The sequence below is a fragment of the Alteromonas alvinellae genome (genome assembly GCF_902705805.1).
Genome location: NZ_CACSIH010000138.1, coordinates 1 through 16838, shown reverse-complemented (window position 1 = coordinate 16838; position 16838 = coordinate 1). Strand labels below are relative to the sequence as shown.

Here is a 16838-nt window from a genome sequence, read left to right as displayed (position 1 = left end):
CGTGGGGATCCCTCAGACTCTGACCCCATTCTTGTGGTTTAGTCGTTTCGGCGTTGAGATAGTCAGCGGTACAGGATACTCTTCGGTATCCTTTTTTATTTGTGCCAATGGCTTATGTTTACTTATCTTTGCAAACCTTATCGCGCCTTTTCCTTTGTCTGCGCCGCTTCCGTACTTACTTCTACTTTAATGACTGGTTCGGCGAATGCCGAAGTACCTGCTTCCACTTTAGCCTCGGTTGAATCGTCGGCGACAACAAAAAGCAAAAAGATGACGCTGAGTAATGCCTCTATCGACTTGGATGTTTATCGTCAGCACGTTAAAACACTGGCAAGCGATGAGTTTGAAGGGCGAGGGCCTTTGTCGAAAGGTGAAGAGAAAACAGTCGATTACTTGGTAACCCAATACAAAAAGCTAGGGCTGAAGCCAGCCTTTGGCGATAGCTATACCCAAGCTGTGCCGTTAGCCAAAATAACGCCGAAGAACATTTCATCGTTAAAAATAGGCGGGCTTGATTTTAGCGCAGGCAGCGACTTTACCGCCCGAACTCAGCGCATTGTTAATGACTACTCACTTACAAATAGTGACGTAGTTTTTGTGGGTTATGGCATTAATGCCCCAGAGTACAATTGGAATGATTACGCCGGCCTCGATGTAAAAGGAAAAACCGTTGTCATGCTGGTAAACGATCCGGGTTTCGCTTCTAAAGATCCAGAGCTTTTTCAGGGCAATGCAATGACTTATTACGGTCGCTGGACACATAAGTACGAAGAAGCAGCCAGGCAGGGGGCAGAAGCGGTTTTCATTATTCATGAAACCATGCCAGCGGGTTACGGGTGGGGCGTAGTCGAAAACTCTAACTCCAATACCAAATTCAGTTTAGTCGACGACAACAACAATGCTTCACAAGTCGGTGTAATGGGTTGGCTTCATTTAAATGCCGCAAGACAGCTATTTGAAAAAGTGGGTATGGACTATGGCGAGCTTAAAGACAAAGCTTCAAAGCCAGGATTTATGCCCATCGCGCTAAACACAAAAGCATCATTGGGCTTTACCAATACTATTGAGCGTGCCGAGTCGCAAAATGTTGCGGGTATTTTAGAAGGAACAGATAAGCCAGAAGAATGGGTAATGCTTCACGCTCACTGGGATCACCTAGGCAAAGTTGAGAAGAACGGCCAAACCACTATTTACAATGGTGCGGTAGACAACGCGTCAGGCGTAGCAGGTGTGCTTACATTGGCAGATGCGCTTTCAAAACGCGAAGAGGGCTTTGGGCGTACACTAATGTTTAGTGCGTTTACCGCCGAGGAAACAGGGCTACTCGGTGCCGATTATTTTGCAAATAACCCGCCGGTATCAACATCGAACATGGTGGCTTTTTTAAATATCGACGGCATGAATGTAAACGATGGCGTTGATTACATCTTGCAGTACGGCGAAGGTTATTTATCTATTGAAGATGATTTAGCAACAGCTGCCGCGCTACAAGGGCGAAACGTCAAGATGGATCCGCGACCTCAAAATGGACTGTTCTTCCGCTCAGATCACTTCGCGCTTGCTAAGCAGGGCGTGCCTTCAATTTTGTTCATGAGCTTAGGCGATACCGACCCTAGCTTCATCGCCAAACGCTACCATAAAGCAGATGATGACTACCTTCCAAGCTGGACATTAGGTGGTGTGCAACAAGACCTCTCACTTATCGGCTCTATGCTGAATTACTATGCCCAAGGCGATGTGTGGCCATACTGGAAACGCGACTCTGATTTTAAAGACAAGCGCACACAGGCAATGGAAGCGAAAGAGGCAAAGTAATTCACGCTTAACTGTAGGTAGCGATATAACAAGGTAAAGCGACGCTAATGAGTTGGATTTTATTTACGTTGGGCGCGGTTGTTATGCAAACCCTGCGCAATGCACTGCAGAGCAAGCTGAGTGGCGCAGTTAACACCTCTGGGGTGACGCTATCTCGCTTTATCTTGGCTCCGCCAATAGCCCTCGTCTATTTACTCATTCTCTACAGCAGTAGTGCCAGTCAAGTGCCTGAGTTCTCAGGCTCTTTTATTGCAGTGATACTGTGTGCTTCGCTACTTCAAATAGCGGCCACTTCTTTAATGGTGATTTTGTTCAAGCAGAAGAATTTTGCCATTGGCGCAGGTCTAGCGAAAAGTGAGGCCTTGGTGGCCGGCGTTGTAGGCATGCTCTTTTTCGGAAGTTATTTAACGCCCCTTGGGTGGGCGGGCATAGTAATAGGCGCAATAGCAGTATTTGTGTTAAGCAGTGGCAATCGGCTCCATGGCATTAGTGTGAAAACCATGGTCATAGGTCTTGCTTGCGGTACCTGTTTTGCGCTGACATCACTGTTGGTGCGCGAGGCTAGCCATATGCTAAATGTTCAGCATACAGTGGCTGCTGCTTGGGTGTTGTTATGGGTGCTATGTGTACAAACGATAAGTTTAAGTGGTTATATTGCGCTAACTAAACCCTTCGTGTTCAGACAGCTAACCAACGCTAAAAAGCAGGTGCTAGCGATTAGCACGGTAAGCTGTTTGGGCTCAATTTGTTGGTTCACCGCTATGGCATTGCAACATGTGGCGCTAGTAAAAACGCTTGGGCAGTTAGAGGTGTTACTTACCTTGATACTCTCACATTACTGGCTAAAAAATGCAGTCACAAAACGCGAAATTGCTGGCTTACTTCTTATTGGGCTTGCCGCCATCTTTGTTATGTGGGCATAAAGTAATGACAATATTAAACACTGAAGTTTTTAGTACAAAATCAATTGAATGTTATTTTCATAGAACAAAAAAGTGCTAAACAACCTTAATTAAAACGACAGGAAGGGAACATGGATAAGCGACATTTCTTGAAATTAGCGGGCGCTAGCTTTGCGCTTGCGCCTGTGGCTGCTATGGCTGCAATTAATCAAACTAATGCAACAGACATTAACAGTTTAAGCGGGCTAAGTAATATCACCGCAGATGCAAAGCCGATTACCACAGAAGAACGCAAAGCGCGTATCGAAAAAGCGCAGTCGCTTATGAAAGCCCAAAATATTGCGGCAATTTTGGTCGAGCCTGGCGCTGCTATGGATTATTTTTCAGGGATTAAATGGTGGCGTAGTGAGCGCTTGACCGCGCTGGTTATCCCTCAAAAAGGTGATATGGCGGTGGTTACGCCATTTTTCGAAAAGCCAAGTGTGCTTGAGTCATTAGCTATAGGCGATGATGTAAGAGTGTGGCAAGAGCATGAAAGCCCGTTTGATGTCGTAGCCAATATTTTAAAATCGCGCGGTATAACAAGCGGCAATATCGGGTTTGAAAGCAGCGTACGCTACTTTGTAGTTACCGGAGTCAGCCGAGCGCTGCCAAACATTAATATTGTTCCCGCAGAGCCAATTACCCTTGGCTGTCGCATGTACAAAACGCCCAGTGAGTTGGCTCTTATGCACAAAGCGAATGAAGTGACCTTAGAAGCCTACGAGTTTGTTTTCGATAATCTAAAGCTTGGTATGAGTCAGCAGGACGTTAAAAGCTTGATGAACACTGCACAGCAGCGCTTGGGTGGCAGCGGTACATGGTGTTTGGCACTGTTTAACGATGCAAGTGCTTATCCTCATGGCACAAATGCAGCACAAACTATCAAAGAAGGCTCGGTGATCTTGCTAGACAGCGGTTGCAGCGTGCACGGTTACCAAAGCGACATAAGTCGTACTTTGGTATTTGGCAAGGCGCCTCAGAAAGTTCAGGACGTATGGCACACAGTAAGGGAAGGGCAGAACGTAGCATTTGCCGCAGCTAAAATTGGTGAGCCAGCAGGCAAAGTGGATGATGCAGTGCGCCAATTCTACGCCAGCAAAGGGTACAGCAAAGACTATGCATTGCCTGGGCTAAGTCACAGAACAGGTCACGGTATCGGCATGGAAGGACACGAGAGCGTTAACTTTGTGCGTGGTGAAAATACGCCACTTAAAAAAGGCATGTGCTTTTCCAATGAGCCAGGTATCTATATTCCGGGTGAATTTGGTGTTCGCTTAGAAGACTGTTTGTACATGACTGAAACAGGTCCCGCTTACTTTACCGAACCGCCAGAAAGTTTGGCCAAGCCGCTGGGTAAATTGCTGAATTTAAAAAGCTAAATAAGAAGTTAATAAACCTGTCTCTCAAAATTTTTATTAGCTGTTACACTTAAAATAATTACCTAAGTGAATGATGGATAAACTATGCCTGAAAGAAAATTTAGATTGGTTACGCGAAGTGATTTCGATGGACTTGTATGTGCAGTTTTATTGAAAGATTTAGACTTAATTGACGATATTCTGTTTGTTCATCCAAAAGACATGCAAGACGGTAAAATTGATATTACCGAAAACGACATCACAACCAATCTGCCTTACGTAGCAGGTTGTCACCTTGCGTTCGACCATCACCTGAGTGAGACAGTACGTAATTCAGGCGACATTGATAATCACATTATCGATCCGAAAGCGCCGTCTGCTGCACGGGTGGTATACGATTACTATGGTGGTGCAGAAAAGTTTCCTGATATCTCAGAGGAAATGATGGAAGCGGTAGATAAAGGCGACTCTGCACAGTTTACTGAAGAAGAGATCTTAGAGCCCACCGACTGGGTGCTCATGAATTTCATTATGGATGCGCGAACTGGGCTTGGCAGATTCAGAGATTTTAAGATCTCTAACTACCAGTTAATGATGAAGCTAATAGATGCGTGTAAAGACCACAGTATTGAAGAAATACTTCAAATGGAAGACGTTGCTGAGCGAGTGAGCTTGTATCACGAACATAATGAAATGGCGAAGGTACAAATAGCGAAATGCTCTACCGTGTACGACAACTTAGTAGTATTGGACTTAACCGACCAAGAAACTATTTACGCGACTAATCGCTTTGTGATTTACGCCATGTACCCAGACTGCAATATTTCTATTCACAAGATGTGGGGGCTTAAAAAGCAAAACGTAGTGTTTGCAATTGGAAAGTCAATTACCAACCGCACCTCTAACACTAACGTAGGTGAGTTATGTTTGAAGTATGGCGGCGGCGGTCACATGAACGCGGGCACATGTCAGGTTGAAACGAGTAAAGCAGAAACCGTGCTAAATGAGATTATCGACACCATTACCAGCGATGGGTAAAGGCTAGTATTTCAATAAAGGGTGAGACAACCATGTTGTCTTACCCTTTTTTATGCCCAAGCACATCGCGAGCTTGTTAGCGATACGCACTAATTAGCCCACTTCCTAAAATACCCACCATAATGGCGTATACAGCAAGAATACTCGCCGCTTTTTTTAATATAACGCCATCTTGACCTTTAAGGCCTAGAATTGCAGTTACCGCCACAATGTTATTGATGCACACCATATTTCCCATTGCAGCCCCCACGCTCTGAAGCGCAAGCACTACCGACAAGGGTAAAGAAAGCTGTTCAGCAATGGCGTATTGAATTCCTGCGAAGGTCAGGTTAGAAATGGTAGCCGAACCAGAAAAAAAGCTGCCAAGTGCTCCAAGTAGTGGTGCGAAAAATGGCCAGTTGTTACCTGCTAAATCTGCCATGTGTCTGCCAATGAGTGAAACCGCCGATTGTTCTCCCCCAAGCATCATTAAGTTTACAAATATGAGTGCGCCTAATAATGCAAATAAAGGGTTAATCATGCGTTTTGCGGTTTGGGCAGACACTGAGCTTACTCTTGGTACAAACTCTCGAGCGCCAAAACTGTAAACACTGGCTAAGGCAACAACAATAAAAGGTATTAACGACGGAATATAAAGAACGCTGTGTTTCCATTGAATACCTGTCTCTAAAATATCTGCCAATGATATGACTAAGCTGGCACTTACCGACACGTCGCCCAATATGCCAAGTGATGCTGTGATATTAGGCTCACCATCTTGCAACAAGCTTCTAAGCCCAAACTCAGGAAGTCGCGTAAGCAAAAGAATTATGACTGTGCCCCATAAGGGAAAAGACGCTTTAACAAGCGCTCTGTAATTAGGGGATTCGGCCAGCTCATGTTCAGCGTCTGATTTTGTTTCAACGTCGCTAGTCGACGAAAGCCCAAAGCCTGCTTTAGCCATTATTACAGTCACTATCAGACCAATACCTCCACCCAGCAAAGAGGGAAATTCAACGCCGAAAAAACTTAACGCGAGAAAAGGCAGGGTGCATGCGAAAGTAGAAGAAAGGATAAACAACCAATGTCTAAATATCGCCTGCCATGACGGCAAAATTAATCGCAAAGCCAGAAACACAATTACCGGTGCAACAAGTGTGCTGATGAGTGCTGCAAGCTTAGCAATATCAGTAATCGTTGCTTCTGGCAGTGATAATAGCGACATCCCAAACCACACCGGCGTGCCCATGGCACCAAAAATAACGGGAATGGTATTGGTCACTAGGCAAAATAAGGCAACCTTTACAGGTGAAAAGCCTAAGCTAAATAGTATAGGCGCAGCTATTGCAGCTGGAGTGCCGAAACCGCTAGCACCTTCAATAAGAAATGTGAACGCCCAGCCCACAATCATTAGCTGAGCAACCTTGTTCTGACTTATTTTATTTAAGCCATTTTTCAACGTCGAAAGTGCACCTGTTTTTTCCATACACAGAAATAGAAAAATGGCGCCGGCTATAATAGATAAGGGGGTAAGGGCAAGCAATGCGCCCTGTATAACGCTCGCGTGTACAACGGCTAAAGGTGAATGCCCCTGAAAAATCACAAGCAAATATGCAACTAAAGCGCACAAGGGCAAGGCCTTGCTTGATGCCATACCGTTTGGTTTCACCATGAGATAAATTAGCAAAACTAGCGGAGCGTATGCGGCAATAAGCAAGTATGTGGCTATCATTTAACGTCTCGACTTCACTATATTATTCGTGCGTATGATCTTACGTTTGCATCAAACACAGGCGGAGCATTGATTCAGGCAATCTTTAGTCTGTGGCCAGTACCGGAGAGACGAAGCCATCTGGCTTTAGAGTAAGTACGTCGCACTTCACATTACTCAATACCTCTTCGGCTGTATTTCCCATAATGAAGCCTTGTATGCCTGTTCTTGCCACCGAACCAATAACCAAAAGGTCAGCTTCGGTTTTTTCTACTTGCTGGGGAATCAACTGCTCTGCGTATCCTTGCAGCAGTAATTTTTTGAAGTTGTTCTGCAGATACTGAGGTTTTAAATGTTCAACAAAGTATCTACTTAACATGTTTAGCTCACCACCTTTAAAGCGTTTTTCGCTGGCAAGCATGTCGTCTACTAACTTATCTGGGTAATCAGCAAATAAGCTCACAAATCCAGATTGTGGCGCGCTATAAGCGTTAAGTACGGTGCAGTGCGTTTCAGGCTTATCAAAAAAATGCACTACAGTGTCGAGCATTTTCTTATTTAACTCATCGTCTTTAGAAGTGCTATCGTCTCTGTCGAAGTCAACCGCAACTAAAATACTCTTTGGGAATTCATCAGAGTCAGAGCGTGTCAATAAAACGGGAGCAGGGCACTTTCTGAGTAGTTTGAAGTCGTCACTGGCTATGCTGTTAGACATCCAGCTTTTTTCTTCCATTTGCTTAACGACTAATTTGGCGTTGACTGCGTTCTGGTAGCGGATAATTTCAACAAAGGGTTTGCCAAATCGAATATCACAGTTGCTAATATCGCTAAAACCGTGTTTTTCGGCAAAGAGACTAAATTCCCGCTGAACGCGTTCCTCTGCTTTAAGTTCAGGCAAATCTAGGTGTTCGAATGAAAACATTTTATCGTTAATTGCCCACAACAACCTCAAGGGTAAGTTTTGCATTGAAGCTAGCTGCTGACTTTTGCGTATTAGCAATGCTGTAGTGTCGTTTATTTCATTGAATGCACACACTAAGCATTCAGGTTGTGCTGTGTTCATTTTCTCACTCCTTAGATTGCGTCACGATGTCGTATATCCACTGATAAAGCGCATATGCTGCTGAGGTGAAAAAAGACGAGCCCAAGCCCTGTTGCTAGCGATGCTCACCCAATAACTTTGAAAGAAAGCCCTTACTTATCCAACTGCTGAAGCTAGGCAAATTAGTAAGGTATTTTCATAAAGTAAAAATTGGGTAACGCGCTCGTGCATTCCACGGAAACCGATATGCTGTGAGCTAATATTTATAGCATTAATTTTTATTCTCGGAATAACGGTTTCGTTGCAATTAAAAAGGTGTTTGACCCAGAACAATATAGTTAAAGATTCTTACCTTAATGTGACTGCTTGAACGTATATATGAGAAAACTCGCGCTCAACTAATACTAGATGCTTTACCCTCTCAACCTCACTTTAAAGAACTCGGCCAGAGTTTTACTGATCACCGGGTGCTGTGTATCTTGATTGAACAGGCAAATATTCACCTTGCCTAGCTTGGGCAGGTGCGGGTGATTTAGCACGGCTAAATTGGCCGGTAGGCTCGATTTTGCTAGTGCTGTTACACCAAGCCCTTGCTGAATGGCAGCAACCAAACCACCCAAATCGGCGTTGGTGTAGCTAATTTTCCAAGCGAAGGTTTGCTGTTTTAGTTGTTCAATTACCCGGCTTCTGTACATACAGCCATCTGGCGCTAGCACTAGTGGAATGTTGTTTCCCACTAATGGGTGAGCGGTGTCGCCTACCCATACCACATCGTCTTCTAAAACAACTTCACCTTCGGTTTGCTCCCCTGGGTTTACCAATGCCAGTATTAAATCGAAGTGATCTCGTTGAGACGGGTGAAGCAGATCGCGACTTAGCGCAGACGTTACTTCTAACGATACGTCTGGGTAACGCTTTGAGAATTCACCAATTAAGCCCGGCAGCAGGGTAGAGGCAAATTCGTTGGGAATGCCCAAGCGTAATCTACCGCTTAGTGGCGCAGGAGTAAGGCTTCTAAAAATGTTGTCGTTAAGTTCTAGTAGCTCTTTCGCTTTTGGGTATAACCAGTTTCCATCGGCGCTAGGTACATGGCGTTGACCTACTTTGGTGAACAGCTTTCGGTCTAGTTGCGATTCAAGCTTTTTGATTTGCAAACTAATAGCTGGCTGAGAACGACCTAAAAAGTCGCCCGCCTTTGCATAGCCACCAAGCTCAATAACGCTAACAAAAGTGCGTAAAGTATCTAGAGAAAGCTGCTTCATATTTATCAGGTTTATTAATGTAAGTGCTTTTTGTTATTGTATTTGCAAATGTATGGCACTGAAAGCCCATATTATCAACTTAGATAAGATTTACGTTGCTAGTTGTATAAAGCACCCATGAATACGCCCCTCAAGTATCGCAAGACAACGCAGAGTCAGCGTAATCACGTTTATGAATTCACGAATTCAAGCTATTAAACGTAGCAAACTACGTTAAGCTAAGCGCAATTGTGATAGGCTTTGGTAATTAAATATCGATAATATAATTAACCAATAGCAGCAAACAGTTACGCTCTAGTAGCGCTTATCAAAAAAATTAAATCAGCGTGTCGATCTAAGAAGTGTTGCGCGTTTAAAGTGAGTTACCGCGCATAGCGATGTGTTGACTAAGTATGTAATGAGTGATGTTAACTACGAGAATATGTAATGAATTCTGACTTGTATTTTATCGGCATAGATGGCGGCGGTACTAAGTGCAGAGTCATACTACAAGATAAGAACGGCACGCATCTAGGTGAAGGCATTAGCGGTCCAGCTAATATAATGCGAGACGCAGAACTTGCTAAAACCTCTATATTGGATGGGGTAGATAAGGCTATTGAGTCTGCTAATATCTTATTGGCTTCACAGAATAGCGAAACCCCAGTCACACCCATTACGCTATCACAGTGTGTAGTTGCAGCCGGGCTGGCTGGCGCTAATGTCAGCACCGCAAAAGCTCACTTTGCAAACTGGCAGCACCCCTTTCATTCGCTTCACATACTAAGTGATTTACACGCTGCCTGCGTAGGTGCTCATAATGGAAAGCCGGGCGCGGTGATCATTGTGGGGACGGGGTCGGCTGGCACCGTATTTAACGAGGGTAAGTTTACAGATTTAGGCGGACACGGCTTTCCAATAGGTGATTTTGCAAGTGGCGCTTGGCTAGGTCTAAAAGCTATTCAGCATACCTTACTGTGCTTAGACAATATTCGAAGCCCTGATGACCTTGCCAAAAAAGTATGCGCAGAGCTCGGGACCTCAAATGCCGATGAAATTGTGGCTAAATGTGCTGGGTTTAGTACTTATCATTACGCGAACTTAGTGCCGTGTATGCAGCCACTTTTAGATGAGGGTGATCTCCAAGTTGTTCGCATTTTTAACGAAGGTGGCGAATATTTAGAAAGTATGGCTCAGCGACTTCTAGGTGATAATACGTATAATCTTGCTCTAATAGGTGGGTTGAGCGATGTTTATATCCCGTACTTTTCTGAAAAAATCCGAGCGCGCCTGCAAGCATGTGTGTCATCGCCAGAGCAAGGTGCTATCAAGTATGCTCAAGCACTGTATGATGACAAATAGCTGCCATTGGCCGCAAATAAGCCGCAAACAGTTTACGCTGTAAATTTCGATACAAGCAATGAGATAAGCGACGATTTAAGCAACGTTATAAGCAAAAGATAATGCTGCAACCGCATCCAATTAAGAAAATGAAAGCGCAATGATGAAGACAATTTTAGCCGAAAACGTTTTGATAAATGATAACTGGGAAAAAGACCAAGTACTCACAATCAAAGAGGGCCTAATTACTCACATCGAAGCGATTTCTGATTCACAAAAGCAGCGTGAAGAAATTCCTGAGCACGTGTCAAACAGGCTTATTCCTGGCTATATAGATACACAAGTGAACGGCGGTGGTGGCGTAATGTTTAATCATGCCCCAACGTTTAAAAGCGTAGAAATAGTGGCCAAGGCTCATAGAAAGTTTGGTACCACTACGTTATTCCCTACACTTATTACCGATGACATTACGACTATCGAAAGCGCCGCCAATGCGGTAAGTGAAGCAATAGAAAGCGGCCACCCAAGTGTTGAAGGAATTCACTTTGAAGGGCCGCACTTAAGTGTGGAGAAAAAAGGCGTACACCTTTCAAAATATATACGACCGTTAACCGACAGAGAGCTTGCCACTTATACCCGAAAAGATCTCGGTAAGGTAATGATTACTGTCGCGCCAGAAAATACGTCGTGTGATGTTATTCGAGACTTAGTAAACCAAGGCGTTATCGTAGCGCTAGGGCACTCTAATGCACCGTTTGATATGGTTGAAAGGGCGATAGAAGCTGGCGCGACTGGGTTTACTCATTTATACAACGCCATGTCGCCGTTTACCTCTCGTGAACCAGGTATGGTTGGCGCAGCCCTTTTAAGCAATAACACCTGCGGCATCATTGTTGACCATCAACATTTACACCCTAAAGCCGTTGAGCTGGCCTATAAAACCAAGGGGGCATCACAATTAATGCTGGTCACCGATGCCATGGCCCACGTAGGTGCTGACGAAGACGTTATAGACTTTTTCGATACGCATATAACTCGTGTGGGAAACAAACTTACTACACCTGATGGCACACTCGCAGGAAGTTGTTTAGACATGCATGGCGCGGTTATTAACTGCGTTAACGACATAGGAATTTCGCTAGAAGACGCGAGCTATATGGCAAGTGCAACACCGTCTATGTTTATGGGTATTAGCGAGAAATTGGGCAGCATTGCAGTAGGGCAGCGGGCGAACTTTGTAGAGCTAAGCGAAGACCACGCAATTGCAAACGTTTGGCAAAATGGTGAAGTGTGCGTTTAGCACACTTGCTATTGAACAACTTTTAACAGGCTACTAATCAGTATTTAAACATTCCTTACACCGTCCTCAACAATTGCGTAGCAAGCATTCAGCAACGTTTCAAAAGAGCTGAGTATTGAATTGTCACTGCCCGTTCCAAACACCATCTGATATTTAGCTGTTTCAGGTTCAATAGTCTCGGCTGCGATCTTCGTTAAACAATCTGAATGCATCAGTAAGCGGTTAAATATTTGCTTTCCTCATGTTTTCTTAAAAATACATTTGCTTTTTAAATGTATTGATAAAAATTTCCAATTTGTTGCATAAACGTTAGCTCACTATACTCAGTTTCGTTTTCTACCTTTCAAATTAAAAAGAGTAAGTGGAATGTCTAGTACCACCGCCCTACACGCAAAGCACCTAGAAGCCGGTGCGAAAATGGTCGATTTCTTCGGCTGGGATATGCCAATTAACTATGGTTCACAAATTGAAGAGCATCACGCTGTGCGTCAAGACGCCGGTATGTTCGATGTGTCTCACATGACCATTGTTGACGTAAAAGGCGCGCAAGCCAAAGCTTATCTTCAGTACCTTTTAGCCAACGACGTGGCAAAACTAAAAGACAAAGGCAAAGCGCTATACAGCGGCATGCTTAACGAAGAAGGCGGTGTTGTAGACGACCTTATCGTTTATCACTTCGACGAAACTAACTATCGCCTAGTAGTTAACTCAGCAACGCGCGAAAAAGACATGAACTGGTTAATGAGCAAAGCAGAAGGCTTTGACGTAACCATCACCGAGCGCCCTGAATTTGCCATGATTGCCGTACAAGGCCCTAACGCAAAAGAAAAAGCCGCTAACCTGTTCAGCGCAGCGCAAAAAGAAGCGGTAGCGGGCATGAAGCCATTCTTTGGTGTACAAGCAGAAGACTTATTCATTGCTACCACAGGTTATACCGGTGAAGCAGGCTATGAAATTATGGTGCCAGCTGAGCAAGCGGAAAACTTTTGGCAAGCACTACTAGACGCGGGCGTTAAGCCATGCGGCCTGGGTGCTCGCGACACCCTTCGCCTAGAAGCAGGCATGAACCTATACGGCCAAGATATGGATGAAACTGTATCACCACTAGCCGCCAACATGGGCTGGACAATTACATGGGAACCGGCTGATCGTGACTTCGTAGGGCGTAAAGCACTAGAAGCGCAGCGCGAAGCGGGTACCGACAAGCTAGTAGGCTTGGTGATGACTGAAAAAGGCGTGCTGCGTCACGGTCTTAAAGTGAAAACAGAAAGCGGCGAAGGCGTTATCACTTCAGGTACGTTCTCTCCAACTCTAGGTCACTCAATTGCGATGGCACGAGTACCAAGTGATGTTGGAGAAACAGTAGAAGTGGAAATGCGCAAAAAGTGGGTTACAGTAAAAGTGGTTAAGCCCTCCTTTGTTCGCAATGGAAAAAGTGTTTTATAAGTTAACAGAGAATAACAGGAACGATTATGAGCAACATCCCAACTGATTTACGCTATGCCGCTACGCACGAATGGGTTCGCCCTGATGGAGACGGTGTTTTCACTGTAGGTATTTCTGAGCACGCACAAGGCTTACTTGGCGACATGGTTTTCGTTGATTTGCCAGATGTTGGCGACGCAGTAAGCACTGGCGACGACGTATGTGTTGCTGAATCGGTAAAAGCAGCGTCTGACGTTTACGCGCCAATTTCAGGTGAAATTGTAGCTATTAACGAAGACCTAGAAGATTCACCAGAACTAGTTAACTCTGACCCGTACGGCGACGGTTGGCTATTCAAAATTAAAGCTGACGATGCGGCAGAAGTAGAAGGTCTACTAGACGCTGAAGGCTACGAAAACAGCATCGACGAAGAGTAATTCGTTACGCAGTTTTAAAAGAACCATAATTTGAAAAGGGGCATGAAGATAATTCAGCCCCTTTTTAACTTAAAGATTTAACGCGCCCTTGCGGCAACCATTACGAGTGCTTAACAACGTTATGTCGAATACTTCCCCTACATTGGCTCAACTAGAGCAAAAAGATACATTTATCCGCCGTCACATTGGCCCGGGTAAAGGCGAAATTGAAGAAATGCTGTCTGCTATTGGTGCAAGCTCACTAGACGATTTAATCGAGCAAACTGTACCGGCAGGTATTGCGCTACCAGAGCCACTAAAATGTGGTGAAGGGGCGACAGAAGTTGAAGCATTAAGTGAACTTAAAGCCGTTGCACAAAAGAACAAAATTAACCGTTCTTTCATTGGTATGGGTTACTACGATACGCACGTACCAAACGTTATTCTTCGCAACGTGCTAGAAAATCCAGGTTGGTACACAGCGTACACGCCTTACCAGCCAGAAATTGCCCAAGGTCGTTTGGAAGCCATTCTTAACTTCCAACAAGTGACCATTGATCTAACTGGCCTAGAGCTAGCATCTGCGTCATTACTTGATGAAGGTACAGCGGCGGCTGAAGCCATGGGCCTTGCTAAGCGCGTATCTAAGAATAAAAAATCAAACGCTTTCTTCATTGCAAACGACGTTCACCCGCAAACGGTTGACGTGGTAGAAACTCGCGCTGAAATGTTCGGTTTTGAAATCATCAAAGGTGCGGCAGAAGAAGCAGCAGAGCACGACGTATTCGGTGCGCTACTTCAATACCCAACCTCTACCGGTGAAGTAAAAGACATCAGCGACATCATTGCTGCGGTACAAGAGAAAAAAGGTATTGTGGCAGTAGCCGCTGACCTAATGAGCTTAGTAATGCTTAAGTCGCCTGGTGAGCTAGGTGCAGACGTGGCACTTGGTAGTGCACAGCGCTTTGGTGTACCTATGGGCTACGGTGGCCCGCATGCGGCATTCTTTGCTACACGCGACAGCTACAAGCGCTCACTACCTGGCCGTATTATCGGTGTAAGTAAAGACACCCGTGGTCGCCCAGCACTTCGCATGGCGCTACAAACCCGTGAACAGCACATTCGCCGTGAAAAAGCGAACTCGAACATTTGTACAGCGCAGGTGCTGCTAGCCAACATGGCAAGCTTCTACGCGGTGTACCACGGCCCACAAGGCCTTAAAACCATTGCTGAGCGCATTCACCGCTTCGCCGACATCCTTGCTACTGGTTTAAACCAGAAAGGTGCAGAAAAAGGTGTAGCTCTTAAACATAGCACGTACTTCGACACGCTAACCGTAATGGTAAGCAACAAAGAAGACGTACTAGCAAGCGCATACACAAAAGGCATGAACCTGCGTGCAGACCTTGACGGTGCGGTAGGTGTGTCGCTAGACGAAACTACCACACGTGAAGACATTGTTGCGCTATTCGATGTACTGCTTGGTGAAGAGCATGGCCTAACGGTAGAAGGTTTAGACGCAGAAGTAACCACGCAAGACGTAAAATCTATTCCTGAAGGTTTAGTACGTACTAGCGACTTCCTAACGCACGAAGTGTTTAATAAGTATCACTCTGAAACAGAGATGCTTCGTTACATCAAGAGCCTTGAAAACAAAGACTTGGCGCTTAACCACTCAATGATTTCATTGGGTTCGTGCACCATGAAGCTAAACGCAACGGCTGAAATGATCCCAGTAACATGGGCTGAATTCGGTCAGCTTCACCCGTTTGCTCCACTAGACCAAGCAGTAGGCTATCAAGAAATGATTGCCGAGCTAGCCGAGTGGCTCATTAACGTAACGGGCTACGACGCGCTTTCTATGCAGCCTAACTCAGGTGCACAAGGTGAATACGCTGGCCTATTGGCTATTCAGCGTTACCACGAAAGCCGTGGCGAAGGTCACAGAAACGTGTGCCTAATTCCAAGCTCGGCCCACGGTACTAACCCAGCGTCTGCGCAAATGGTTAGCCTTAAAGTGGTAGTAGTAGCTTGTGACGCTAACGGTAACGTAGACCTTGACGACCTTCGCAAAAAAGCAGAAGAAGTAGGTGAAAACCTATCGTGCGCCATGATCACGTACCCGTCTACCCACGGTGTATATGAAGAAACCGTACGCGAGATTTGTGACATCGTTCACGAGCACGGCGGTCAGGTTTACATGGACGGCGCGAACATGAACGCGCAGGTGGGCATTACGTCACCTGGCTTCATTGGTTCAGACGTGTCGCACCTTAACCTGCACAAAACCTTCTGTATTCCACACGGTGGCGGTGGCCCAGGTATGGGACCAATTGGTGTTAAATCGCACCTTGCGCCATTCCTACCAAACCACACGGTTGTTAACGTAGAAACGGCAGGCAAAGACTGTGGTGCGGTATCGGCAGCGCCATGGGGCAGCGCGTCAATTCTGCCTATTAGCTATATGTACATCAAAATGATGGGTAGCGCAGGCCTTCGCCGTGCAACCGAAGTAGCTATTCTTAACGCTAACTATGTGGCTAAGAAGCTAGAAGGGCACTTCCCTGTGCTTTATAAAGGCAACAATGGCCGCGTAGCGCACGAATGTATTATTGACCTTCGCCCGCTTAAAGAAGCAAGCGGTGTAACCGAGCTAGATATTGCGAAGCGCTTGAACGACTACGGTTTCCACGCGCCAACTATGAGCTTCCCAGTAGCGGGTACGCTTATGATTGAGCCAACCGAGTCGGAAGCGAAGTACGAACTAGACCGTTTCATTAACGCCATGGTTAGCATTCGCCAGGAAATTGCGAAAGTAGAAAGCGGCGAGTGGGATGCCACAGACAACCCGCTACACAATGCACCGCACACACTAGCTGACATCTGTGACAGCGACTGGAACCGCAGCTACGACCGCATGCTAGCAGCGTACCCAGCACCAGAAGTACACAGAAACAAGTTCTGGCCAACGGTTAACCGTATTGATGACGTTTACGGCGACCGTAACCTGATCTGCTCATGCCCTAGCATTGAGAGCTATGTTGAGGAGTAGGGTGTAATGGCGATCAACAATTAAGTTTGTGAACGCTGCAATTAAAAATGTGAATGCAATTAAGATTGTGAACGCATAAATAAGAAAAGGCGAACTAGAAATGGTTCGCCTTTTTTCTTATTCATTAGATTTACTCTTTTTCTTGATTGAACCGACATTCCGCATCAAATTCAGGA

Annotated in this window: 13 protein-coding genes; 10 read left to right on the top strand and 3 right to left on the bottom strand. The window is 45.4% G+C overall.

What is annotated here, in order from left to right; genetic code table 11:
• From ACX5KA_RS10475 to ACX5KA_RS10455, 5 genes are all read left to right on the top strand, one after another.
• Nucleotides 1-190: hypothetical protein (locus ACX5KA_RS10475; protein ID WP_458731088.1), on the top strand; the 190-nt coding region annotated here is incomplete at its 5' end.
• Between the two features lie 80 nt (nucleotides 191-270).
• Nucleotides 271-1815 carry a M28 family metallopeptidase gene (locus ACX5KA_RS10470; protein WP_458731087.1) on the top strand — a complete coding sequence of 515 codons (1545 nt, stop codon included), beginning with the start codon at nucleotides 271-273 and terminating at the stop codon, nucleotides 1813-1815.
• A gap of 47 nt (nucleotides 1816-1862) precedes the next feature.
• The gene (locus ACX5KA_RS10465; protein ID WP_458731086.1) at nucleotides 1863-2738 is read left to right on the top strand and encodes an EamA family transporter; all 876 of its coding nucleotides are present in this window, start codon (nucleotides 1863-1865) and stop codon (nucleotides 2736-2738) included.
• A gap of 110 nt (nucleotides 2739-2848) precedes the next feature.
• Nucleotides 2849-4138, top strand: coding sequence for a M24 family metallopeptidase (locus tag ACX5KA_RS10460; RefSeq protein WP_039218535.1), 1290 nt, complete (start codon nucleotides 2849-2851; stop codon nucleotides 4136-4138).
• Nucleotides 4139-4222: 84 nt separating this feature from the next.
• Nucleotides 4223-5155: a DHH family phosphoesterase gene (locus ACX5KA_RS10455; RefSeq protein ID WP_202942104.1), complete on the top strand. Its 933-nt coding sequence runs from the start codon at nucleotides 4223-4225 to the stop codon at nucleotides 5153-5155.
• 76 nt (nucleotides 5156-5231) lie between these two features.
• Here ACX5KA_RS10455 and ACX5KA_RS10450 read toward each other — a convergent pair whose 3' ends face one another.
• The 3 genes from ACX5KA_RS10450 to ACX5KA_RS10440 form a co-directional block, all read right to left on the bottom strand.
• Complete coding sequence (locus ACX5KA_RS10450; protein ID WP_458731085.1) at nucleotides 5232-6866, bottom strand: L-lactate permease; 1635 nt, start codon at nucleotides 6864-6866, stop codon at nucleotides 5232-5234.
• Between the two features lie 85 nt (nucleotides 6867-6951).
• Nucleotides 6952-7908 (bottom strand): universal stress protein, encoded by a 957-nt coding sequence (locus ACX5KA_RS10445; protein WP_458731084.1) that lies wholly within the window; start codon nucleotides 7906-7908, stop codon nucleotides 6952-6954.
• A 392-nt stretch (nucleotides 7909-8300) separates the two neighbouring features.
• Entirely contained in the window at nucleotides 8301-9149 is an 849-nt protein-coding gene (locus tag ACX5KA_RS10440; protein WP_458731083.1) for a LysR family transcriptional regulator, read from the bottom strand.
• Nucleotides 9150-9575: 426 nt separating this feature from the next.
• Between ACX5KA_RS10440 and ACX5KA_RS10435 the strand changes: the two genes are divergently transcribed.
• The 5 genes from ACX5KA_RS10435 to gcvP all read left to right on the top strand — a co-directional run bounded on the left by ACX5KA_RS10435 (nucleotide 9576) and on the right by gcvP (nucleotide 16662).
• Complete coding sequence (locus ACX5KA_RS10435; RefSeq protein ID WP_458731082.1) at nucleotides 9576-10490, top strand: glucosamine kinase nucleotide-binding domain-containing protein; 915 nt, start codon at nucleotides 9576-9578, stop codon at nucleotides 10488-10490.
• A 139-nt stretch (nucleotides 10491-10629) separates the two neighbouring features.
• Nucleotides 10630-11769 (top strand): N-acetylglucosamine-6-phosphate deacetylase, encoded by a 1140-nt coding sequence (gene nagA, locus ACX5KA_RS10430; protein ID WP_458731081.1) that lies wholly within the window; start codon nucleotides 10630-10632, stop codon nucleotides 11767-11769.
• Between the two features lie 366 nt (nucleotides 11770-12135).
• Nucleotides 12136-13215: a glycine cleavage system aminomethyltransferase GcvT gene (gene gcvT, locus ACX5KA_RS10425; RefSeq protein ID WP_039218525.1), complete on the top strand. Its 1080-nt coding sequence runs from the start codon at nucleotides 12136-12138 to the stop codon at nucleotides 13213-13215.
• A gap of 26 nt (nucleotides 13216-13241) precedes the next feature.
• Nucleotides 13242-13631, top strand: a complete 390-nt coding sequence (gcvH, locus tag ACX5KA_RS10420; protein WP_014979989.1) for a glycine cleavage system protein GcvH — start codon at nucleotides 13242-13244, stop codon at nucleotides 13629-13631.
• A gap of 121 nt (nucleotides 13632-13752) precedes the next feature.
• Nucleotides 13753-16662, top strand: a complete 2910-nt coding sequence (gcvP, locus tag ACX5KA_RS10415; RefSeq protein WP_458731089.1) for an aminomethyl-transferring glycine dehydrogenase — start codon at nucleotides 13753-13755, stop codon at nucleotides 16660-16662.
• The last annotated feature ends 176 nt before the right edge of the window (nucleotides 16663-16838 follow it).